Source organism: Kushneria phyllosphaerae (assembly GCF_900312995.1).
Classification (GTDB): Bacteria; Pseudomonadota; Gammaproteobacteria; order Pseudomonadales; family Halomonadaceae; genus Kushneria; species Kushneria phyllosphaerae.
This window is the reverse complement of record NZ_ONZI01000001.1, coordinates 759,643-781,282: the sequence shown is the minus strand read 5'-3', so window position 1 is coordinate 781,282 and position 21,640 is coordinate 759,643. Positions and strand designations below refer to the sequence as shown.

Annotated in this window: 21 protein-coding genes and 1 pseudogene; 8 read left to right on the top strand and 14 right to left on the bottom strand. The window is 51.9% G+C overall.

Annotated elements, in window-relative coordinates:
• Nucleotides 1–8: 8 nt before the first annotated feature.
• The 5 genes from KSP9073_RS03425 to KSP9073_RS03410 form a co-directional block, all read right to left on the bottom strand.
• On the bottom strand, nt 9–404 hold the full coding sequence (locus KSP9073_RS03425; RefSeq protein WP_108841521.1) for a hypothetical protein: 396 nt from the start codon (nt 402–404) through the stop codon (nt 9–11).
• Nucleotides 391–759 (bottom strand): hypothetical protein, encoded by a 369-nt coding sequence (locus KSP9073_RS03420; RefSeq protein WP_108841520.1) that lies wholly within the window; start codon nt 757–759, stop codon nt 391–393. The genes KSP9073_RS03425 and KSP9073_RS03420 overlap by 14 nt, the downstream gene beginning before the upstream one ends.
• A complete protein-coding gene (locus KSP9073_RS03415) occupies nt 756–2,075 on the bottom strand; it encodes a phage portal protein family protein (protein WP_108841519.1) in 1,320 nt (439 codons plus the stop codon). The genes KSP9073_RS03420 and KSP9073_RS03415 overlap by 4 nt, the downstream gene beginning before the upstream one ends.
• On the bottom strand, nt 2,068–2,370 hold the full coding sequence (locus tag KSP9073_RS17465) for a hypothetical protein (RefSeq protein ID WP_133240976.1): 303 nt from the start codon (nt 2,368–2,370) through the stop codon (nt 2,068–2,070). Before KSP9073_RS17465 ends, KSP9073_RS03415 begins: the two co-directional genes overlap by 8 nt.
• A gap of 368 nt (nt 2,371–2,738) precedes the next feature.
• Complete coding sequence (locus KSP9073_RS03410) at nt 2,739–3,356, bottom strand: hypothetical protein (RefSeq protein WP_108841518.1); 618 nt, start codon at nt 3,354–3,356, stop codon at nt 2,739–2,741.
• 179 nt (nt 3,357–3,535) lie between these two features.
• Here KSP9073_RS03410 and KSP9073_RS03405 point away from each other — a divergent pair, with 179 nt between their 5' ends.
• Nucleotides 3,536–4,711, top strand: coding sequence for a phage antirepressor KilAC domain-containing protein (locus tag KSP9073_RS03405; protein ID WP_133240975.1), 1,176 nt, complete (start codon nt 3,536–3,538; stop codon nt 4,709–4,711).
• 490 nt (nt 4,712–5,201) lie between these two features.
• Here KSP9073_RS03405 and KSP9073_RS03400 read toward each other — a convergent pair whose 3' ends face one another.
• On the bottom strand, nt 5,202–6,878 hold the full coding sequence (locus KSP9073_RS03400; protein ID WP_108841516.1) for a recombinase family protein: 1,677 nt from the start codon (nt 6,876–6,878) through the stop codon (nt 5,202–5,204).
• Nucleotides 6,879–6,947: 69 nt separating this feature from the next.
• A pseudogene (locus tag KSP9073_RS03395) lies at nt 6,948–7,121 on the bottom strand (ATP-binding protein); the annotation flags it as partial.
• Between the two features lie 189 nt (nt 7,122–7,310).
• On the opposite strand from KSP9073_RS03395, the gene KSP9073_RS03390 reads away from it, so the two are divergent.
• From KSP9073_RS03390 to KSP9073_RS03370, 5 genes are all read left to right on the top strand, one after another.
• The gene (locus tag KSP9073_RS03390) at nt 7,311–7,943 is read left to right on the top strand and encodes a TnsA endonuclease N-terminal domain-containing protein (RefSeq protein ID WP_243409099.1); all 633 of its coding nucleotides are present in this window, start codon (nt 7,311–7,313) and stop codon (nt 7,941–7,943) included.
• On the top strand, nt 7,936–9,864 hold the full coding sequence (locus tag KSP9073_RS03385) for a TnsB C-terminal domain-containing protein (RefSeq protein ID WP_108841514.1): 1,929 nt from the start codon (nt 7,936–7,938) through the stop codon (nt 9,862–9,864). Before KSP9073_RS03390 ends, KSP9073_RS03385 begins: the two co-directional genes overlap by 8 nt.
• Nucleotides 9,861–10,745: a TniB family NTP-binding protein gene (locus KSP9073_RS03380; RefSeq protein ID WP_108841513.1), complete on the top strand. Its 885-nt coding sequence runs from the start codon at nt 9,861–9,863 to the stop codon at nt 10,743–10,745. Before KSP9073_RS03385 ends, KSP9073_RS03380 begins: the two co-directional genes overlap by 4 nt.
• Entirely contained in the window at nt 10,745–11,833 is a 1,089-nt protein-coding gene (locus KSP9073_RS17915) for a TniQ family protein (protein ID WP_108841512.1), read from the top strand. Before KSP9073_RS03380 ends, KSP9073_RS17915 begins: the two co-directional genes overlap by 1 nt.
• A 518-nt stretch (nt 11,834–12,351) precedes the next feature.
• Nucleotides 12,352–13,272: a hypothetical protein gene (locus tag KSP9073_RS03370; RefSeq protein ID WP_108841511.1), complete on the top strand. Its 921-nt coding sequence runs from the start codon at nt 12,352–12,354 to the stop codon at nt 13,270–13,272.
• Between the two features lie 102 nt (nt 13,273–13,374).
• Here KSP9073_RS03370 and KSP9073_RS17575 read toward each other — a convergent pair whose 3' ends face one another.
• The 3 genes from KSP9073_RS17575 to KSP9073_RS03350 form a co-directional block, all read right to left on the bottom strand.
• A complete protein-coding gene (locus KSP9073_RS17575) occupies nt 13,375–13,662 on the bottom strand; it encodes a hypothetical protein (RefSeq protein ID WP_165814136.1) in 288 nt (95 codons plus the stop codon).
• Nucleotides 13,663–13,708: 46 nt separating this feature from the next.
• Nucleotides 13,709–15,241, bottom strand: a complete 1,533-nt coding sequence (lnt, locus tag KSP9073_RS03360; RefSeq protein WP_108841509.1) for an apolipoprotein N-acyltransferase — start codon at nt 15,239–15,241, stop codon at nt 13,709–13,711.
• 101 nt (nt 15,242–15,342) lie between these two features.
• Nucleotides 15,343–17,529 carry a heavy metal translocating P-type ATPase gene (locus KSP9073_RS03350; RefSeq protein ID WP_108841508.1) on the bottom strand — a complete coding sequence of 729 codons (2,187 nt, stop codon included), beginning with the start codon at nt 17,527–17,529 and terminating at the stop codon, nt 15,343–15,345.
• Between the two features lie 87 nt (nt 17,530–17,616).
• Here KSP9073_RS03350 and KSP9073_RS03345 point away from each other — a divergent pair, with 87 nt between their 5' ends.
• A complete protein-coding gene (locus KSP9073_RS03345; protein WP_108841507.1) occupies nt 17,617–18,075 on the top strand; it encodes a MerR family transcriptional regulator in 459 nt (152 codons plus the stop codon).
• A 222-nt stretch (nt 18,076–18,297) separates the two neighbouring features.
• Here KSP9073_RS03345 and KSP9073_RS17745 read toward each other — a convergent pair whose 3' ends face one another.
• The 4 genes from KSP9073_RS17745 to KSP9073_RS03325 form a co-directional block, all read right to left on the bottom strand.
• The gene (locus KSP9073_RS17745; RefSeq protein ID WP_243409098.1) at nt 18,298–18,573 is read right to left on the bottom strand and encodes a ZIP family metal transporter; all 276 of its coding nucleotides are present in this window, start codon (nt 18,571–18,573) and stop codon (nt 18,298–18,300) included.
• A gap of 168 nt (nt 18,574–18,741) precedes the next feature.
• Entirely contained in the window at nt 18,742–19,734 is a 993-nt protein-coding gene (locus KSP9073_RS03335; RefSeq protein ID WP_108841506.1) for a M23 family metallopeptidase, read from the bottom strand.
• Nucleotides 19,731–19,916 carry a DsbA family protein gene (locus tag KSP9073_RS03330; protein WP_279310048.1) on the bottom strand — a complete coding sequence of 62 codons (186 nt, stop codon included), beginning with the start codon at nt 19,914–19,916 and terminating at the stop codon, nt 19,731–19,733. Before KSP9073_RS03330 ends, KSP9073_RS03335 begins: the two co-directional genes overlap by 4 nt.
• Nucleotides 19,917–20,120: 204 nt before the next feature.
• Entirely contained in the window at nt 20,121–21,035 is a 915-nt protein-coding gene (locus KSP9073_RS03325) for a cation diffusion facilitator family transporter (RefSeq protein WP_108841504.1), read from the bottom strand.
• Nucleotides 21,036–21,384: 349 nt separating this feature from the next.
• Here KSP9073_RS03325 and KSP9073_RS03320 point away from each other — a divergent pair, with 349 nt between their 5' ends.
• Nucleotides 21,385–21,636: a hypothetical protein gene (locus KSP9073_RS03320; protein ID WP_243409097.1), complete on the top strand. Its 252-nt coding sequence runs from the start codon at nt 21,385–21,387 to the stop codon at nt 21,634–21,636.
• Nucleotides 21,637–21,640 lie beyond the last annotated feature (4 nt).

Sequence of the window (21,640 nt, the reverse complement as noted above, 5' to 3'; positions counted from 1 at the left end):
TGTATTCCTTAATTGTCGTTATAACGTTGCTGTAGAATTTGATCTACATAGTTGATTGCATCTTCTTCTGACTCTTCAGAATCTTCATGCTCTTGCTTATCTTCCGGGCTGGACTCTTGTTTGAAGTAGTCGCCTGAAGAGAGTTCTTTGATTTGGGATTCTTTCGATTCAAGGAGGGAGTAGATTTGTTCGACTTGTTCAGAATCTTTCAGCTTGAAGAATACGGGTGCAAACTCATCAATCATTTCATCGTTGTAGAGAATTGGCCTTAGCCGTTCTCGAATGTCTTCTAAAGCCTGCTCGTTATCTTCGGGTGTGGATTCTGGCGGGGTCTCTGGCTCTTCCTGCTCATTCATGAATGCACGGTAGGCACGGGCAAAGGCCGCACCATCAAACTTGCCCATAAGGTCTCCTGTGATTGTTTTGAAAGATTGAATCGAAGTCGTCCCAGCTTTCCCTGTCTGAATGAACGATCATGGGGACTACCCGGTTACGCTTTCGCTTGAGACTGGTCAGGCGTCTTTCCAGCGTGTCGATATCGTGACGCTCTACCTCATACCCGCCGGCTTTTTCACGCTTGGGAGACAAGGAAAGTTCATTGATCAGGCTTTCCAGTGCTTCCGCTGCTGCCACCTGTACTGATCCGTACTGATCGAACAGATATAGGTAGGTGTCATCTGGGATAAGCGGGGATTCTGTATCGGTATCGCCCACAAGGAAGCGCATCTGTTTGATTAGCTTTTGTTCTTGGTCTGTCATGCTTGTTTGTCCGTCTCTAGGCGCTCGTCAGGGTCCGCTGTGGTGATTGCCTGAGCACGCTGGGAGCGTTGATAACCACTGCTACGGGGAGCGCCCAAGGTGTCTCTGATATGGTTTTCAAGGTCACGATCAGGTGTGATGGCACCGGACTGCGTGAGGCGCTGGAAGGCTTTAGAAAACACGTCCCAATCAACCTCTGTGGTGTCCTCAAAGACGATCCGGGGCAGCCTGTCCTCTGACATCCCATTCGCCTTGAAGGCCATTTTCAGAGCCTTGGCAAACTCATCTGCAATCATTCGCTGTAGAGAGCTAACGAATATTTCCAGTAGGTAAGTCTTGCTCTCACTCAGCGCATTGGAGCCATTGGAATCTGCGCCTAGCTGAAGGATCAGAGACTGAAGACTGATCAGGATGGCCGTATCAAGTCGCTGGATGTGCTCGATGGCCTGAGCGTTGTCTGCTGTGTTGGTGCCAATGGTGGTGACGTTGAACATGCGTTGTCCGCCGTCATAAACATCACTGGGAGTCATCACAAAGGAACTCTTGCCAGCGTGCATAAGCTGGGCTTGGTCCATCACCTGCTGCACATACATGGCTTCATCTGACATCGGGTCAGTGTGAAACTTGGAGATATACTCGGACGGGAGTTCGATGTTCAGGACACCGGACATGTTCTTGGCAACAGCAATGAGGCTGTATTCCTCGATGACGCTTTTTTGCTTCCATGCACTCCACACGCTGTGAAGCATCGACGTGCCAAGGGGATTGTCCTGTGACGGGTTCAGGCGAAACAGAAGCACCTTGTCACCGTTAATTGTCCTGTCACGCTGGATCGAGATATCAACGACCTTCCCGTCATTCTGTACTGGTCCCAGCTCAAGCTGTTTCAGCCTGCCGTTATCAAACTGGAAGCGGTTAATGGTGCTGGGATGGATGGGAGAGATGTTCCCAAAGACCATACGGCCATTGCTATTACGTGTTAGCACCACCTCATGTACTGAATAGCCATACTCACAAGCTCCAAGGATGTTGCTCATAAGCTGATATGGCGTATATGAGTTGAGTGAGCCCAGAGAGGTATTCAAGTCGTCAATTAACGCTTTCTCTGCCTGTGTGCTCTTTTCGTGGTACTCAATACGGAAAGGCTTGTTCAGGATCGACTTGATGAAAGCCATAGCACCACTAATGGTACTGTCCTGCATCATGTCACGAGCAGTCTGGGGGAAGAGTTCAGGTGAAAGTTCCCTGCGACCACTATGAATAATGCTGTTTTCAATATGCAGCGGTGAGCTTTGTTGTCTTTGTAGGTTAGCCATTTAAATCCTTGTGAAGTTTTGTTTTCCACTGCCTGAAAGTCATCTTGTATGTGGCACCTTCAATATCACACCATTGCTGCGTGTAATCGAAGATATATGCCAAGTCATCCGGGTAATGTTCCAGCATATACAAGAGATAACCTTTCAGGTCTGGGCTATCTGTTTGTGTACACATGCGATTAGTAAACACATGAAGCGGTATATCTTCGATAGTCGCATAGGGGATAATGTCATCAGGAGTTTTTGCCTTACTCCCTTTTGGTCGCCCCACTTTATTTGAATTTATTGTTGTCATTATTTTGAACCTTTGAAGATTTATGGATGAACACTCCAAAGAATGACCATTCATAAATTTAAGACACGAAAAAGCCCCCACGAATGAGGGCCATCCAAAACCAATCAAGGTAACCAGCCCATAGGTAACCAGCCCATAGGACTTGGAAACTCCCGACGATAAATCAGGAGCTATACAAGGGACATGTCAGTATCCCTTATATTCTAGAAGTCACCGTCATGGTGACTAAGGAGATAGGGAGCAGCCATGATGCAACGACAGTAAGGACACCATGACTGCTGGATGCCTGTGAGGAGTGGCACAGGACTTTATGGGTGCATCAGAAATGCCGGTAACCGATACACCCTACACGCTGCTGACGTGTGTTCTCAGGCCAGTACAGGCCATCTGTCTTGCTTGATCAGGTAACGCAACACGACATCACGTTGTGCCAGTTCATCTAGGTCAGCGTTACCCTTGAACAGTGCGTACCACATGGATGAACGAAACTCGATTTCTTCCTGATCAACATATGGGAAGCGATAAGCGTAAGCCGGGTTAATCAGAATCCTTACCTCACCAGCCTTTGTGTTTGGTAGAACGTGAATCCAAGTCGAAACGCTGTCTAGAGTTCTTTTCAGATTCTTTGGATTGACGCCTAATTGCTGGGCCAAGTCTTGACGACCAACGATGATAAGATTGCGATAGTTCAGATTCTGGGACAGCGTTTCAAGAATATTAATATGACTCTTACTGAATCCGACTCTACTGTCTGCCTTATACTCTGTGTGATCCGCTAGGGTATCGAGATAACCCAGATTGGAATGAAGGATCAGGGGAGTAGCAATGACACGCTTACAAATGAATGCGTCCAGTTGTTCACGGTTTTCAATATCGTCCCAAAACTCTGGATTTTCTAAAAGCCGTTGCACATCTTCTTCAAGCTTTTGAACTTCGATTAGCTCTTCGTGACGCTGGATCAGTTGTTTTTGTTCTACTGCATTCATTGTACGTACCCCTTGCTGATTATTGTTTTTTGGGTGACTTCCTTTGCTCACCTTGTAACTAATATTATATAATTAATATCCACACTCGTCAAATAATAATTGAAGTTTTCTTCAAATCAGTGTATGTAATCATGCCTCGCTTATTTAAATAGATAGATCCGCGGTGATAATTCTTTTATATGATCCGTGGCGGTATCGAAGACGGCAGGATTGGTACTTGGATTTCACCCAATCTGCAAAACTTCATCCTGAGAAACGTCAATGCCGGTCGAGAATGGATCGCCGCTATCGAAGATACCTCAGCACGGATCAGGGGTTCTGTCGGACAGCCTGTTGATTGGAGCACCGAAGGTCCGGAAGTAGCTGACAATGGATCGGTCTACGCAAAGCTGGTAAAAGGCGAGTCCCAGATGGGCGTTATGTCACATGTTGGAGCTGGTGTGGGTGTTGGTCGTCACTCTACAGAAGTTGAAGACCCCAATGGATGGAAGCCGTGTACGCTTGGGGAAACTCAGCCAGCGGTTCAGCAGGATGATGGTAAGATGAAGATGAGTAGTCGTGAGATTGCTGAATTAACTGGCAAGCGCCATGACAATGTTATGAGAGATATTCGTTCCATGCTAGATCAGATGGACCCCACCTCAGATTTGAGTTATCAACAAAATCAGGGAGTTACCTCAATTGACTGCCCCCAGACCAAGCGTACCCAAGGGTTCCTCTTGGATCGGTACCACACAGAAGTCCTGATCACCGGCTATGATGTAAAGCGTCGAGCGGCAGTCATCAAGCGTTGGTACGATCTGGAATCTGGTGCTGCTACGCCACAGCATCAGCAGGTCCAGCAACCAGCACTACCAGACTTCACCAATCCTGCCGAAGCAGCACGAGCATGGGCACAGGAGTTCGAAGGTCGTGAACAGGCTCAATTGGAAGCACAGCGTGCTGAACAACAAGCACTGGAATACAAGGGCCAGTCCGAGCAGTATCAGAAGCAGATCGAGACACAGACCCCATGGGTAGAATTTGCCCGGACTGTTTCCGAGACTGGTGACAACATGATGGTGCGTGAAGCTGCCAAGGCATTGAACGTGAAGCCAAGCAAGCTGTTCCAGCATCTCAAGGATTGGGGATGGATCAATAGCAAGCGCGTCCCGTATCAGCGCCACATTGATGCCGGGTATCTTGAGTATCGTGTCCACAACTACACCAAGCCTTCTGGTGATGTTGCTACCACTTACGTGCCACTGATTACTGGCAAGGGTCTTGGAAGGCTGCACAAGACACGCAAAGCACGAACAAAAAACCCTCTTGCAAGGCCATTGGTATCTCTGCCGTTAGGCACGAACTACCAGTGATTTTGCAAGAGGGTTCTAATATGTTCCCGCGATAGCAGGATGAAGGAGCAGAGCGACAATAAGAGATTGATCGTGCCAAGAAGGTTACTGATTAAGCTATCAGTAGATATTGCCGTAAGGCAGCTATTACTGAATACCCTTGAATGATACTGGAAGCTTTAACCTCTTTGTTTCGCTTCCGCTCACTTCCCTTGGATCAGTAGTGATCAGTAGTCATAACTGAGCTATCAATATCGGCTAACGATTGAGTTCTCAGTATCTCCCCGTTAGGTAATACTATCGCATGATAACGATTCTCATTCAATGATTATATTTTTCAACTAAACTATTGACACGCTAGAAGCCCCGCCATTGCTGGGCCTCCCAGTTTGTTTATTTTTGTAACTATACAGCAAAAGGTATTGACAAAAATTCTAAAAATCTAGCAAGCACGCCAAAATTTGGTCAATTGAAAGGGACAGCCAGCAGGCCATCCCCCGTGATCCAACCTTTAAAACTCTGATATCTCGAACTCGATGTTCGATCTTTCGTGCTGCCTGATCATTTCAAGCCGCTCCACCAGGTCATCTTCACTATCAGCACTGGTCAAGCAGCCATTCCTGTTCAAAGCATAGTAACGAACGCTTTCAGGGACTGTATGCCATTCGTCGTCTGATTCATCAAGTAGCTGATGCTCTGGCACGGTGTGCTTGAGGATGTAGCACTTGTGGCGAGTGGTACGCCTCACTATCTCATAGCGCTCACTGCCAGCAGGACCGACATTCACAGTTACGACCTTACCAGCCATCCTGATTCTGTAATCGGTCTTTAAAAGTTGCTCCCTCATGGCGACTGGATCAGTCAGATACTCTTCCAAGTCAAGATTGGCGTTATCCACGATGGTATCGAGATTGAAGTGATCGTTATAACTGGCACCAACGAGAAACATTTCAGTCTCAGTGATCTGTGCTGACAGTTTGTCCTTCTTCTCATTTAACCCTGTCAGCTTTGCCTTGACGTTGGAGCTATCGGGCATGGATATAAGCAGGTCCAACAGCTTATCAATCTGAGCATCAATCTCTTTCCGCTGGCCCTTGAGGTCTTCCAGTCTTTCACTTTCCTGATTGGCCTGTTCATCCCAGATACTGCTACTCAGTTGCTCCGGTATGTAGCTCTCGAAGATGTAAAGCAACAGCTCATACTGCCATGTGGTCCGATTGGAACAGGCATCAGGGCCATTCTTGAGGAAGTTGCCGCAGTTCGAATAGACGATTGTGTATCCGTCAAAGCGCTGCGTTCTGAAATGACATGTGTTGCCACAACAGCCACAAACAACAAGCCCTGCCAGTGTGTACTTCTTTTCAGGTGACATGCTTTTGGCACGTCTAGCTAACTCAGCTTGAAGCTTGTAGAACACCTTTGTCTCGATGACAGGTTCAAAGGCATTTTCAATGGGGTCACCCTTATTGGACCACTCCCCTATCAATGCTCTGTCTCTGAACCAACGCCACACTGTGCGCTCATGAGTACCGACCAACTCAGGGTACTGCTTAGACAGGTCGCTGATAGTCCGCTTGGCACTCCTGCCTGATAGATACCTGTTAATACAGGCACGCACTATCAAAGCCTCACGGGGCTTCACCTTGCCTTCTGTGGTGAGCCAGAAAGCGTTAGTCTTCTTAAAGGTGTCACCCTTGCGGGCCTTGTTTCTACGGGCCTCCCACGAGCCTTTCAGACGCCTTGAAAGGTTCTTGCTGTACTCATGGGCCTGTTGAATTTTCCCCACGAGGATGAACAGACTTCCCACATTGTTGTTCAGCGACTCTTTCGAATAGGTCTGATTGTCCTCAAGCGTCACGATAGCCACACCTGTAGCGACAATGCGCTGTAGCAGGTTCAGCATGTCCAAGGGTTCCAAGCGCCCTATCCGGTCTACTGCTTCAACAAGGATGAAGTCACCAGCTTTGATCTTGCCAGCCTCGATAGCAGCAATAATCTTGCCTAGACCGTGGTTCAGATGCTCTCCTGAAAACCCCGAACGGCCCTCATCCACGCCTGAGAGTGGCGACAGTTGAACATCAGGATGGGACTCCATCCATTTTGATATCAGCGTGTGCTGGCGCTCTGTGGTGCTTCCCTTGCCTTGGTGCGCAGACGAGAAGCGTATGTAGGAGATTGCTTGCGGCATGGTGCATGAACCCTGTTAGTTACTGACATAGTAACCACGACAAGTGGTTCATACCAACGTGACACACTACTGAAAACGAGCAGGATATTCGCGCTGATGACTGGCACGGGCGATATGCACGCGACCGGACTCCAGCGGCTCGCGCATGGCCTCCAGCACCTTGCGATCAAACTCCGGCAGCTCATCCAGAAAGAGCACGCCCTGATGCGCGAGCGAAATCTCCCCCGGGCGAGGACGAGAGCCGCTGTCATTATCAGCAATTGATGCGACTCTCAGGGCGTAATACCGGGCTATTATGGTAATCTATACAAAATTGAATGCGACAGAATTGATAGCAATTGCTGCGACAAATCATATTTTATTCAACATTTGGTGCGACTTCTCATGCCACTGCCCACATCCGTCCGTAACATCGGCCCTACCCGGCGAAGTGTGTCTGGCTACTATGCCTTTCGCGGGGAGGAATCTATTGCGTTTGAGTCAACGCTCGAACGTGACTTCCTCATCAAGGCTGACTTTGATGTGAGCGTGCTAGGCGTGATTTCACAGCCGTGTGAGATCCCGTTTCACCATCCAGTGACCGGTAGGCGTTACACCTACACGCCGGATTATTTGGTTTATTACCGTCTCGGTAACCGCCATTACAACGACTACCCGAAACCTCTCCTGGTGGAGGTAAAGCCACGGGGAAAGTGGCAAGAACATTGGCGTGAATGGTCGCCTAAATGGAAGGCCGCCATGCGGCATGCCAACAACGAGGGTTGGGCGTTTCGCATTCATGATGAAAGCCGCATTCGTGATAAGACCCTGGACAATATTACCTTCCTGACGCGCTACAAGCGGATGGTGTTTCCCTCTGTTGAAAGCCAGGCAGTGCTCATCACGGTGAGGACGATGGGGGTGGCGACCCTGGATTACCTACTGTCTCGACACTTCATGGGCGATATTTACCGGGCCGAGGGGATTGCGCATTTATGGCATCTGCTGGCGACACGGCAGCTGGATTGCGATATGGCTCAATCCTTCAGCCCTCTATCGGAGGTATGGGTACCCGATCATGAATAATCATCGTGGCAACACCACTGAACCCAATAGCGGCATTGCCCATACACGCCAACAGTTGCAAATCATGGTGGGTGAGCAGGTTCAGAAAGATGGCACCGTTTACCGAATTTCCCAGGTGCTCGATTTTGAGACGGTCATTGGTATTGCCGTTGAGACCGGGCGTAGTTGTCCGCTTCGCATCGGTGAATTGAGGCCTTTCCATAGCGGGCCTGCTCCCCTTGAGCAGGATATGTCCGAGATTGGGGATGCCGATTGGCGGGAGGCCGAGCATCGCCTTTCCATCATTAAGCCCCTGGTGGATCGCCATACCGTAGGACGAGATGCAGCGGAAGAACGTGCTAAACAAACAGGCGTGGATACGGCCACGATCTACCGTTGGCTGAAGCGGTACAAGGCGACGGGATCGGTGCTCGCATTGATTCCTCAAAAGCCGGGGTGGAAGAAGGGTAAGTCACGTATCCCCGCACATGCCGAAGAGGTGATTCAGGAAGTCATTAAAGACGTGTATCTGACGCTGCAGCGCCCCTCCGCGCAAAAAGCGGTACAGGAAGTGATGCGGCGTTGCCATGAAAGGCGCATCGACCCGCCGAGCCCTGGTACCGTTCGTGCTCGTCTGCGTGATATCCCAGAGCGTGATCGGTTGCGTGGCCATGGCTTTAGAGAGAAAGCGATCAACAAGTTTCAGCCGGCTGCCGGAAAATTTCCCAATGCGGACTATCCATTAGCCGTTATGCAGATTGACCACACGCCTGCCGATATTATTTTGGTCGATGATGTGCATCGCAAACCGATTGGTCGACCATGGATCACGTTGGCCATGGACGTGTGTACTCGCATGGTTACGGGGTATTACTTATCGTTTGACCCGCCCTCTGAAACATCCGTCGGCATGTGTGTGGCGCACTCCATGCTGCCTAAAGATGAGTGGTTGCTGCTGCATAGCGTGGAGGCCGAGTGGCCGGTATGGGGCACACCCGCCACGATTCATGTCGATAACGGCCCAGATTTTCGCTCAGAGACGTTTCGGCGCTCATGCCTGGCCTATGGGATCAACCTTGAGTTTCGGCCTGTTAAGCAGCCACGTTACGGGGGCCATATTGAGCGGGTGCTGGGGTCTCTTCTCAAGGAAATCCATAACCTGCCCGGGACGACCTTCTCCTCCATTAAAGACAAAGAGGGATACGATCCAGAAAAACACGCGGCCATGACGAAAAGCGAATTTGAAGAGTGGCTTGTGACGTTGATTTGCAAGGTTTACCACCAACGCCTTCATTCTGGAATTGGTATGTCACCGATGAGGAAATGGGAAATCGGTGTGTTTGGCAATGTTGACATGCAGGGCGTGGGCTTAGCGCCGAGGCCTGCTGACAGACTTTCTGTATTACTCGATTTTTTGCCCAGCTTTCAGCGCACGATCCAGACCTTCGGTGTAACCATCGATGGCATAAATTATTACGATGAGGCGCTAAGGCCATGGATCAATGCCAAAGATACAGACACGCCAAGCAAGAAACGCACTTTTGTATTCCGGCGCGACCCTCGCGACATTAGCGTTATTTGGTTCAAAGACCCGGAACTCGGGCAATATTTTCGTATTCCCTTTGCCAATCTTGCCCTCCCCTCGATGAGTGTGTGGGAGTACGCTCAGGCCAAAGCGCGCCTTCGCCAGGAAGGCAGGAGTTCGATCAATGAGTCTGAAATCCTACGCGCTATTAGTGAACTGCGAACTCATGTGGAGGAGTCGCAAGCACGCACCAAGCGAAGTCGCCGTCAGGCACAACGACGTAAAGAGCATGAGAAGAAGGTGACGCCTGCAGATCCCCTCTTACATGCGCCTTCAACCGCGGCCCCCAAAGAGTCACCCGCTCAGGGAGACGGTCTCTTATCGGGTGATATCGATGTGAACTGGGACATAGCATGAGCACACACCTTCATCCTGATCTTCGTCATGTCCTGGGGCTGTCCGCTAAAGAGCGAATGGAGTTTATGGATCAACCTCGATGGCTGGGGTATCCATTGGCCAATCGTGTCATTGAGGTCATGCGTGGGCTGATGGAGAAGCCTAGTCGTCCTCGTATGCCTAACCTTTTGCTAGTGGGTGACTCCAACAACGGAAAGACAACCATCGTTCAACGGTTTCGTAAACAGTACGGTGAGGGCTACGTGAATGAAGACGTAGAACCGGTGAAACCAGTGATCGTCACCCAAGCCCCACCGAGTGCCGATGAGAAAAGTCTGTATATCGCAGTGCTAGAGAGCTTCTGGGCTCCCTACCGGCCTTCAGACCCGGTACCCAAGCTGCGCTACCAGGTGATTCATCAACTTCGGGCTTGCCATACCCGCTTGTTGATCATTGATGAGTTCCATTCACTGCTAACCGGTGGCGCCGTCAAGCAGCGCGAAACGATGAATGCCATTAAGCTCCTATGCAATGAGTTAATGATTCCCATCGTTGGTGTGGGTACGCAGGATGCTGTGCGTGTGCTGCATTCAGACCCGCAGCATGCGAGTCGCTTTGATGTGGTTGCATTACCGAAGTGGGAGCTTAATCAGGAGTTTCAGAAGCTGCTTGCCGGCTTTGAGAAGATCCTGCCGCTCAAACATCCTTCCCAACTGCATGAGCCACAATTGGCTACTCAGCTCCACGCAATTTCTGGCGGTAATTTGGGTGACCTGCACCGGCTGCTGATTGAGTGTGCGAATGCCGCTATTTTGTCTGGAGCTGAGCGCATTGATGAAAAAATCATTCAGAGTAAATCATGGGTGCGCCCCACCCGTGGCATTAGGGAAGTATTGCTGTAATGCCCTGGGCGCTGAGTGTGCCCCTGCTGCCTGAGGAGTCCCTTTCATCATGGCTCGTTCGGGCGGCGATGCGACAGGGGTGTGATCCTTTGTCGCTCACCGGGGCTATCTGGCCATCATGGCGTGTATGGACGAGGGACATCGATAGGGAAATACCCCTCACCAAAATACGTCCATTAGTGAATGCCTCGGGGAATGCTCCCGACAGGTTTAAAAAGGCGGGGGTGCGGGACGACTGTGAGAAAGTGGCCGGTTACTCATTACCGGAAGCGCAGGCTTGGCCCTGGTTGTTGGCCCTCGGTAGCCGAAATCGACTACGCCATGGAGGACAGCAGGTATGCACGCTATGCCTGGCAGAGGACTCCACCCCTTACTTGCGCCGACACTGGCGATTCGCCTGGCATACTGGATGCGGCTTTCATGGAGTGCAACTGATAGATGAGTGTCCAGTATGCAAGGCCCCTATAGAGCCTCATCGTCTTTCAGCGGAAGATCAACATTTAGCTCAATGCAGCCGGTGTCATGAGGATTTTAGAAAGGAGGTATGCACGTCGCCTTTACCTGAAGCGTTCAATTTCCAAGTGTTGGCTGATCGTGTTTTAAAAACGGGTAACGTAACGTTTAGGCAGGCCTCTATCGCACCCGACGATTGGTTTTCTATGGTGACCTTCTTTCTTGGCGTTGTACGGCGTGCAAGTCGGCGGCCTGTGTCAGACCTCGGCATTGCGCTTCTGTCATTGGACATTCCAGTAACTGATAGCCGGATGCCTATATCTGGATTAGCGTTTGAACTGTTGCCTGTCAGCGAGCGTAGTGCCTTATTGGCGGCGGTGGAGCGTTTGCTAAGTATAGGTTTTGAAGAAACGTTCAGCGCTCTGGTCGAGTGCCATGTCAAGAGGAGCGCGCTTCATGATCCCCGAAAGTCGCCTCCCGTAGTGCTGTTGCCGCTGTTATCACGGTTATCTCATCACCCTCATGGGCCGCATCGCCGCCGTGTTTCATCGGCTTATCGCCCCATGTCGGAACGCGCGGTCAGAGCCTCATGGGCGCGTTTAAAACGGAGAATGAAAGCGGAGCCAACCTTTTGAATCAACACAAAACGGTAGGCTGTGATGAGTGTGGCCGAGAAGTCTCCAAATTGTGGCGACGCCATAAAGGGCATGGTTACTGCGCAACCTGCTATGCTCGGGTGTTTAAGCGACGGATGTGCCCACGATGTGGTGAGTTGGCCCGTCTGCCCAGGAATGACCCAGAAGCCGTCTGTCGGAAGTGCGATGTCGACAAAGCGTGTGCACGATGTGGGAAAGCCAGTTCAGACTACAACATCGGCAAGGTCACTCCCTACGGCCCTGTCTGTAACGCCTGCGCTCCCTATTTTAGAGAGCCAGAGCCCTGCGAGGCGTGTGACAAGGTGTCTCAACGTCTTACCCGAGTGACGCGTATGGGTCATGATCATCGCTTATGTCCACGCTGTGCGACGGCAGACCACGGTACCTGCTCTGCATGTCGTCGGTACCGCTTATTGGTCATGACATTCAGCGGTGACGCATTGTGCAACGCCTGTTATGAGCAAGGTGAGATGGCTTGCCCATCTTGTGGCCATCTCATGCCAGCGGGTCGCGGCGATATCTGTGAGCCTTGCTACTGGACGCGTACATGCCGCAAGAGGATCACCATTGGTCAGGCAGGTATCACCACCAAAGCGTTAAGTGAGGCATTCGGGGAGTTTGGTGAATGGATGATTCGCACCACGGGCCCGCATAAAGCTGCTCTCAGGATCAACCATTTCTTCCCGTTCTTCCTTGAAATCGACCAGGCATGGTCACGGATACCGACCTACTCGGAGCTACTCCACCACTTCGGGGCAGAGGGCTTGCGGCGAGTGAGGCTTCCCATGCGATGGTTGCATGAAGAGCAAGGGGTTGAGCCGGATCACCAGGCAAAGCGGATCGATTCAGAGAAACGGCGTATTCAGGCGTGCCTCAGTTCCATGCCGTCCGCTTCGCTATCAGACCAGGTGCTGAAAGCCTATTGGCTGCAATTGGACACCCGTATAGAGGCGGGTAAAACGTCCCACACCTCCGCACGACTTGCACTAAAAGCGGCAGCCGCATTGTTACTCGCTACTGACCGGGAAGGGCAACGGCTGCCTCAACAGGGCGATGTGGATAATTATTTGCATGCGGTGCCCGGGCAAGCTGCCTCGGTGACGGGGTTTACCAATTTCTTGAATCGCCAACATGTCACCACGTTGACTCCTCGGGTGGATGTAAAACGGGCAAGAAAGCGGCGAAAAGAAACACTAGCCCGCACCCTGATGACGATGGCACGGTGCACTGATCAAGGAGAGGCCTGGAGGGAGCGATGGATCGTTGCTGCCATGGAGTATTTTCATGACACAAAAGTAACGCAGAAAATGCTTCGCCAACAGACTGTAGAGCGAACGACAGATGGGATACAGGTGGTGATGGGCGGCGTTACCTACTGGCTGCCTATGGCTGACGCGGATCGCGTACAAGTACCTTGAGAGCTCCCCAGCTCTTCATGGGGCTAATATCACCCCGCCGTTTGCCCGGGGCTATTGCTCTTCACCTGTATGTCGGTGTTCAACGGGTTCCCGGAATAAGTGTCACGACCGTTGCGATGACGTCAAAACCAGTTCTTCATAAACGCCCTCGATAGCCTTCACTTCTTTGCTCTTCTCCAAGTAGCGGAAATGCTTGAACCAGCGGCTGACCGTTTTCTCAACTGATTTTAATAGGCTAATTGATGATATTGCCTTCCTCGGGTAGCGGGTAATGCTCCCGTGGGCCATTACGTCTTTTGGGTAATGGGCGGTTGTGCCGCCATGGTGACAGGAAACCATGCCAGAGACGTCACCATGACACTCATGATGACGCCCATCTGCATTGGCCATGGGAGCAGCCTCGCAAGTATCGCTGCGTTATTTGCCAAGAGCATCTTCAGGTTCCTTTTTCATCTAATGCGTCGCTTTTTGACCGAGACAAGTTCAGTGGTAATCCGAGCAGCGTCAGCATGGCAGCGAGTATCCAGGCGGGCCCACTACCGGTGCGACTGAAAGGGGTCAGGCCCTGCATAGGAGTCACTTCGCCAGTTAAGCTGGTCTGTTCAAACTGTGGGGCACGGGCAGTGATCTGGCCCTGGGGATCGATCATGGCCGTCACGCCATTACTGGTGGCACGAAGTAGGTAGCGGCCATTTTCCAAAGCACGTAAACGCGCCATTTGAAGATGTTGGTGTGGGCCAATGGAACGCCCGAACCACGTATCGTTGGAAACCGTCAATAGCAGCTCGGCATTACGCGCCTGTTGGGCCACATGGTCAGCAAAAATGATCTCGTAACAGATAGCATTACCAATAGTGATTCCAGCTACGTGTAACGGAGCCTGGTCTTCTGCTCCTGGGGTCAGGCCTGGTGCTGGCAAGTTAAAAAAAGCGAGAGTGCCAGCGAGGAGGTTTTCGAGTGGCAAATACTCGCCAAACGGTACCAGGTGCGCTTTCTGGTATTGACCTTGTACGTCATTTAACCCTATGACGCTGTTGTAAGAACGCCCCTCACGGTCACGTTGCAGGATGCCGGTCAACAAGGCGGTGCCAGGCCCAAGATCAGACGCTACTTGCTCAAGTATTCTTTGTACTTCCTGCTCAAACATGGGAAGAGCTGCCTCGGGCCAAATGATGAGATCGATATCCCGTGTTTGTTCCTGTGACATCGTTGTGTAGATGTTGACCGCCTCGCGCTGCCCTTTGGCAGTCCACTTAATGCGCTGATCAAGGTCCCCTTGCAACAACGCCACTCGGATGGGTTTGCCAGCCGGGGTTGTCCATTGGGTGGGCAACAGGAATGGAACGAACCACAGGGCGGCAATCGGGACAAGGCAACCCCAGCGTCCACGCAGTACCTCTACCCCTAACGTTCCTGTCAGCGCGGTCATGAGTGACAGCAAGTACACACCACCAACGGGTGCCCATGGGGCTAGTGGAGAATCTATCTGAGAGGTGCCTAACAATAACCAGGGAAAGCCGGTGAACAACCAGGTGCGTAGCCATTCGCTCATCACCCACATACCGGCAAAGCCAAGAAAGGCGAACCGTGATCCCGTGACGCGTCGATAGAGACCAAAGGGAATTGCAAAGAAGAGCGCCAGGGCGCTGACAAAAAGAGTGGTAAGGAGCATCGCTCCCAAGGCCCCGGTGCCACCGAAATCGTGAATAGCAACGAAGACCCACGATGTGCCAGAACCGAACAGGCCTACCCCATAGCACCACCCACGTAGAGTGGCCCTGGTGGTCGTTAGCGACTGTATCTTCCAATAGACCAGTGCTACGGCCACAGGGCCAAGCCACCACAGGAAGAACGGGGCGGCACTCAAGGTGGTCAACGCTCCAGCGGCTAACGCTACAAGGCAATCGACTATTGATGAGATTCGTCCAGCCAAAAGCGTATATTTTTTTTCTTGCCTGACTGAATCCATAGCCTTACTCAAGGCGCTTATAAAGCAGGACGCTCACGCCATAACGCCAACGAGCGTGAACCATGGCCAACGACGTGAAGAGCTATCGTTTTGCGCTGTTCTCATGACGTTGTTTTTCCTTGGGACAGGCCTGGCAACGCAGTATCGGGTGAAAAGCGGTAACCCAGCAGTCGCATCGCGTTCAACGTCACCAGAACAGTAGCACCGGTATCGGCCATCACCGCAATCCACATGCCGGTAATACCCAGAGCCGTCGTGACCAGAAAAATGGCTTTTAGGCCAAGCGCAAGAGCAACATTGGTTTTCACATTGCGCAGAGTGGCGCGCGAGAGGTCTATCAGCTCAGCGATGCCGGTAACGCGGTTTTTGAGCAAGGCTGCATCGGCAGTTTCCAACGCCACATCCGTGCCACTACCCATGGCGATACCGACATCAGCTGCCGCAAGTGCCGGTGCGTCATTGATGCCATCGCCTACTTTACCGATAGGGCCACGGTCTGCCGCTTGCCAGTCTCGAACATATGCTGCCTTGTCTTCAGGCATCAGTTCGCCGTACGCTTCAATGCCCAGGCTGTCCCCAGTGGCAGCAACAGTGCGAGCATTATCACCGCTGAGCATGACAGCCTGTACCCCTAAACGGGATAGCGCCGCCAGGCCTTCAAGGGCATCTTCGCGTGGCTCATCGCGAACAGCGATCAAACCCAGTAAACGCTCGCCTTCGACGAGAAGAGCGAGGCTCTTGCCGGCTTCTTCCAACTCTACAATCCGAGCGCTCATGCTTTCATCCAGCATGATCTGCTCGTTGAGGTGACGAGGCGTCATTAAACTCAGTTCGCGACCCTCCACCTGGCCTGAGACACCGCGCCCTGCCAGAGCGCGGCTGTCGGTGACCATGGGGAAGGTCATGCCCGACTGTCGGGCATGATCAACAATAGCCGTGGCGATAGGATGACTGGAATCTCGCTCTATCGCGGCGGCAAGCCGTAATACGTCTTTATCGCCTTCCTCGATAGCCCAGGACTCCACATCCGTGACTCTTGGGGTACCTGCAGTGAGGGTGCCTGTCTTGTCCAATGCCACCAGGCGAAGCTTGCCTAACTTTTCAAGAACGGCTCCCCCTTTGATCAGCAGGCCGTGCCGAGCACCCACCGAGAGGCCTGCGGCGATGGCGGCCGGGGTGGAAATTACCAGTGCGCAGGGGCATGCGATTAATAGCAATGCTAGCGCCCGGTAAATCGACTCCGACCATGCCATGGTCGATACCAGCGGTGGCACTATGGCCATCAGCAGGGCGAGCAATACGACAGCGGGCATATAGTAGTAAGCAAAGCGATCGATGAAGCGTGCTATCGGTGCCTTGGCAGCCTGAGCTTCTTCAACCAGGCGTATGACGCGTGCGATCGTATTGTCATCAGCGCCTCGTGTTACTTCCACCTCCAGGGTGGCATCAAGATTCACTGTGCCAGCAAAAATATCATCACCAGGCGCACGCGAACGGGGTATGGACTCACCGTTTACCGGCGATTCGTCCAGGTCTGACGTTCCCACCAGAATACGTCCATCACAGGGGACGCGATCACCGGGCCGCACCAGAACGCGCTGACCGGGTTCGAGTGACTCCGCCGAAACGTCACGCAGATTGCCATTATCCATCAGTCTTGCGGTTGACGGCGTCAAGTTTGCCAAGGCCGAGATGCTGTGTCGTGCCCGTGAAGCGGCTACTCCTTCAAGTAGCTCCCCCACGGCGAACAAGAACACGACCATCGCTGCTTCAGCGGCAGCGTTGATAGCCAATGCACCAAGTGCCGCGATGCACATCAGCATCTCGATGGTGAAGGGGTTGCGCATCTTGAGTGCGCCCCAGGCACTTTTCGCGATGGGTATCAATCCGACCAGCGTAGCCAGAATGAAAGGGACATTACCCAACGAAGGCCATGCCAAACGAAGTGCGAAGGCCACTATCAGCAGCCCCCCTGTGATAATGACCAAACGCCCTTTAGCGGTTTGCCACCAGGGAGTTGAAGAGCCAGATGCCTGTTTATGGCCATCATGGGAAGTTATTCGGTAGCCTAATTCACTCAGAATACTTTCAATGGCTTTTTGCGAGTGGGCTGCGTGATCGTGATGGTGAATCTTCACCGAACCCGTGACCGAGCTTGCCGTTACCTCCTCAATGCCGTCCAGCCGCTCTAGCGCCGACACGACCTTGCGCTCACAACCGCCGCAGTCCATGCCTTCGACACGCAGCGTCAAGACGGTAGGCTCTGCTGTCTGCGTTGATGTTTTCATGGAATCTTCCCTCCCATATGAACTATGGTTTCGAAGTATAAACCTTGTAGCAACTACAGCTTCAAGCTCTTCGGAAGGAGTTTTACCATGTCGATAAGGGGGCAAAGTATCAGTATTGGTGAGTTGGCAAGGCGGGCTGGTTGCAAACCTGAAACGGTTCGCTACTACGAGCGTATCGGGCTGTTGCGCGATGCGTCACGAACCGACGGAGGGCAGCGCCGCTATGGAGATGACACAGTTCGGCGTTTGAGTTTCATCCGCCATGCCCGAGACTTTGGCTTTTCGGTGGGCTCAGTGCGAGAGCTTTTGGCCATGTCAGATCAGCCTGACATGTCTTGTCAGGAAGTCGATGCCATTGCCACACATCATTTGAAAAAAGTAGAGTCTCGTCTTCAACGACTGTCTGCACTGCGTGAGGAGCTGCAACGCATGGTCTCGCAGTGTGCCGGAGGCAAAGTGGAAAGCTGCCGAATCATTGAAGTCATCAGTGATCATCAGCTCTGTATCACTGAAAACCCACATGAAGGGGCTCAAGACCTGGGTTAGAGCCCACACTATTTTCTCCTTCCAACGCGTCAGACCAGCGAGACATCCAAAAACAGCATGAGCACCAATCCGATGGAAAGGCCCAGCGTGGCCTTCTTTCGCAAGTGGCATGCCTCCTTCGCTACCCTCTGCGCCGAAAGACACGCCAACGGCGAGTCCTTCTGGCAGGTTGTGTATCGTAATCGCAATGATAAACAACCATATACGGCGTAGTGAGGCAGCCTACGGTCCTTCTCGACCCTGATCGAAGTGCTCATGAGGCAAGAATTCGTTCAGTAGTGCTACCGTTCCCATCCCCAGCAAGATGGCCGCACAGACAATGGCGGCAGGCACAAAGCTATCTCCATAACGCAGCTCCGAGGCTTCCAGGGAAGGTATGATCAGCGAGAAAAAAGAGGCCGCTAGCATGACACCAGCGGCGAACCCCAGCGCTAAATCCTGGACACCGCGATTGGGTGTTTTGGTGAACAAGACAGGAAGCGCACCAATGGCCGTCATCAGGCCCGCGCAAGGCTTGCCAATACTCCCATGGTGACGGGAGAAACATCATCCATAAATGTTACCTGTACAATGATGGATAGCTGATCAAAAAGCTCAGGCTCGATAAAGACAAAACTATATCCTCACATTACCAACACTTCATGCAAAGCCGTTGAGTACGGGTGGTTATTGCTGGTTGAGCGAGATCAAGTCATAAATGGATGCAGTGCCTATAGCCTGTTCCAGGCGAACTCTTGCCTCATAAAGTGAAGCCTGATACTCCTTTTGGGTCGGCTGTTCGCCCAGCATGATACGTTGGCCTTGATCAAGAGGGTCAAAAGGCTGGTTATTGACCCTCACTTCGTAATGCAGGTTGGGGCCCGTGGTGAGCCCCGATGAACCTACCTTTCCTAGCGACTCCCCCGCGTTGACTAAATCCCCAACCACTAGCTGTGGGGAAAATCGGCTAAGGTGTGTATAGCGACTGATCGCCCCCGTGTCGTGCTCCACCTCGATCACCTGCCCATACCCTCCCTGGCGACCCAGGAAGGATACGCGCCCGGGTGCGGTGGCGATGACCGGTGTTCCCGTCGGCGCAGCCAGGTCAATTCCATTATGAGGACGAACCCTTCCATACACAGGATGTCGCCGATTCCCAAAGCGAGACGTTAAGCGGGCACCAGGAACCGGTAATCGCAATGTGTCTAGCAGGATGTCATCCTGAAAGAATGCTACGCCTCCCTTTCTGGCGACCGGCCATATGATCTCTACAGGCTCTGCCTGATCAGGCAGAGCCACATAATTGAGGCGCGGTGGCCCAATGCGAGTGCCATCCTGGCGTCGGTCTTCCTCCCACACTAACTGGATACGCTCACTGGCGGAAAACTCCACCGGAGCCTCCATAAATTCGCTTAGCAATGTTTCCAGTTTGATGGCGAAACGCGTGGGGACTTCTTCTGCTGAAAAGGCTTCATAAAGGGTGGTCTCAATGACGACATCGCGCCCAAAGGTCAGGGTATCAACGCCCGTTTGCGTTGTGATGTTTCCTTGCTCTCTAGCCGTCTGTAATCCGGGAGATACTGATTCAGCCGGCGGTAATGAAAGATGCGTTTGCCAATTGGCTTCGGCCAGCACGGGGTACAAGCTCACCAGACCTATCAACCACCAGCGCTGTATCACTGGCCATCCTCTTCTTCTGATATCTCTTCTATTTCACTCTCGACGGCGTCAATCAGCTCTTGCATACCAAAGGGGTCTAGAGATTCGCCATTGACGAAAAAGGTTGGTGTTTGTCGAATCTGATTGGTACTAACATCCGTCATGTTTTGGTCGATCACTGTTTGTACCTCAGCAGAAGTCAGTTATTTGTCGGCGGACATTCGATCAAACTCCGCCTGGTAAGCAATATCGAGGATAGCGGATTCATCAAAATCGCCTTGTGAGGCCTATCGATTTTGGCGAGCTTTTTCAGCCATAGATGGAAAATCCGAGTTGAAAAATAGGCCAATCGCTATGGGATGAAACCAATCTCTAAAAATCTGATCTGGAGAACAAGCCTCAGTCTGTCACTCATGTCCATATAAGCTGGCATTTTGATGAGCGTGGTCACTATGCTCAAACTCCAGACTGGAATGAGCAATATTGAAGCGCATTCTTAGCTGTTCCTTGATCTCTGCCTTGACTGATTCAATCTGATGCCAGCCTATTTCCGTCAGGACCACGTGGCAGTCAAGGGCTGCCGTGTTTTCCTGCATCTGCCATAGATGCACATGGTGAATATTCTGGACGCCCTCGACATTTTTTACGGTCTCAATGACTGACTGACCGTCAATATCCGGGGGAGACCCCAGCATTAACGTACGGATAGGGCCACCAATTTCAGAGAAAGCAAGGTAAAGGATATATAGTGCAATCCCTATCGTAATCGCGGGGTCTACCCAGCGCATGTCGTACAGTAAAATAAGTGATCCACCGATAATCACGGCAATGGAGGCAAACGCATCCGATAAGTTATGCAGAAAAAGGGCGCGGATATTGACACTCTCTTTTTGCATTGACCAGGTAAGCACCGCAGTGAGGGCGTCGATGACAAGCGCGACGCCACCAATAATAACGATCGTCCAACCTTCTATCTCAGGAGGATTGATCATCCGCATAGCGCCTTCGTAAATCAGGTAGGCGCCAACAATAATCAGGGTGGTGTAGTTGATGAGTGCTGCCACTATCTCGATGCGGCCATAGCCAAAGGTCATGTGCGCATCGGCAGGCCGTCTGGCGATTTTACGAGCGGCAAAGGCAATGACCAACGCTGCCATGTCAGAAAAGTTATGTAACGCATCAGCGATCAGCGAAAGGCTTCCCGCCATAATACCACCGACAATTTGAGCGATGGTTAAGAGTCCATTGGCCCAAATTGAGATGCTGACGCGCCGGTCGCCAGAGGCAGGATCAATGTGGGGATGATCATGATGATGTCCCATCTATTACCCTCTCTAGAATTATCTGTTCTTGTTACTATAAAACCTCTAGCAACTAAAGCTTCAACCCTTGAGCATTGTCTATTTGAACTGCTTGATCAGGAGGAGCGGCCCCAGCTCCCAAACAAGTCATGGCATGCTGGGCAGATAGTAATCATTGAGGCTTCTGCTAGAGCCTGGTTAAGCGACGGCTATGCAGCGCCCTGGGCTTGCGGTGCAGAAAGTGACCTTGTTTTGGGAGCACCATTCACTTCAACCGGTAACGTCAAAGCCACCATGAGCAGATTCATTTATTTTGTCGCGGCACACCTTGTCTGGTTTGTGATGGCTGTCTCTGCTGATCCTGCTCGTCGTGGTTGGGCCGAATGCCTCCACGATCATTGGCTATGGCTGGTATGCGTTTGTGATTGCGGGCGCGGCTCTGTGCCTCAATTTGATTGGGTACCTGGTAGGCATGTCCTCGCGGTTACTCACTTCCGATCGCGAAGAGGTGATTACCTATCTTTTCACGGTCAGTAAAAAGGAATTCAGCATCGCCGCAGCGTTTGTCGCTGCTTCCGGTTTGCCATCAGAGATCGCGATTCCAGCCGCCTTTTTGCCGTGATTCA

Excerpts from the sequence above, each read along its gene's own strand:
- KSP9073_RS03425 (WP_108841521.1), bottom strand. The coding sequence starts at position 404 with ATGGGCAAGTTTGATGGTGCGGCCTTTGCCCGTGCCTACCGTGCATTC.
- KSP9073_RS03420 (WP_108841520.1), bottom strand. The coding sequence starts at position 759 with ATGACAGACCAAGAACAAAAGCTAATCAAACAGATGCGCTTCCTTGTG.
- KSP9073_RS03415 (WP_108841519.1), bottom strand. The coding sequence starts at position 2,075 with ATGGCTAACCTACAAAGACAACAAAGCTCACCGCTGCATATTGAAAAC.
- KSP9073_RS17465 (WP_133240976.1), bottom strand. The coding sequence starts at position 2,370 with ATGACAACAATAAATTCAAATAAAGTGGGGCGACCAAAAGGGAGTAAG.
- KSP9073_RS03410 (WP_108841518.1), bottom strand. The coding sequence starts at position 3,356 with ATGAATGCAGTAGAACAAAAACAACTGATCCAGCGTCACGAAGAGCTA.
- KSP9073_RS03405 (WP_133240975.1), top strand. The coding sequence starts at position 3,536 with ATGATCCGTGGCGGTATCGAAGACGGCAGGATTGGTACTTGGATTTCA.
- KSP9073_RS03400 (WP_108841516.1), bottom strand. The coding sequence starts at position 6,878 with ATGCCGCAAGCAATCTCCTACATACGCTTCTCGTCTGCGCACCAAGGC.
- KSP9073_RS03385 (WP_108841514.1), top strand. The coding sequence starts at position 7,936 with ATGAATAATCATCGTGGCAACACCACTGAACCCAATAGCGGCATTGCC.
- KSP9073_RS03380 (WP_108841513.1), top strand. The coding sequence starts at position 9,861 with ATGAGCACACACCTTCATCCTGATCTTCGTCATGTCCTGGGGCTGTCC.
- KSP9073_RS17915 (WP_108841512.1), top strand. The coding sequence starts at position 10,745 with ATGCCCTGGGCGCTGAGTGTGCCCCTGCTGCCTGAGGAGTCCCTTTCA.
- KSP9073_RS03370 (WP_108841511.1), top strand. The coding sequence starts at position 12,352 with ATGCCAGCGGGTCGCGGCGATATCTGTGAGCCTTGCTACTGGACGCGT.
- KSP9073_RS17575 (WP_165814136.1), bottom strand. The coding sequence starts at position 13,662 with ATGGCCAATGCAGATGGGCGTCATCATGAGTGTCATGGTGACGTCTCT.
- lnt (WP_108841509.1), bottom strand. The coding sequence starts at position 15,241 with ATGGATTCAGTCAGGCAAGAAAAAAAATATACGCTTTTGGCTGGACGA.
- KSP9073_RS03350 (WP_108841508.1), bottom strand. The coding sequence starts at position 17,529 with ATGAAAACATCAACGCAGACAGCAGAGCCTACCGTCTTGACGCTGCGT.
- KSP9073_RS03345 (WP_108841507.1), top strand. The coding sequence starts at position 17,617 with ATGTCGATAAGGGGGCAAAGTATCAGTATTGGTGAGTTGGCAAGGCGG.
- KSP9073_RS17745 (WP_243409098.1), bottom strand. The coding sequence starts at position 18,573 with ATGACGGCCATTGGTGCGCTTCCTGTCTTGTTCACCAAAACACCCAAT.
- KSP9073_RS03325 (WP_108841504.1), bottom strand. The coding sequence starts at position 21,035 with ATGGGACATCATCATGATCATCCCCACATTGATCCTGCCTCTGGCGAC.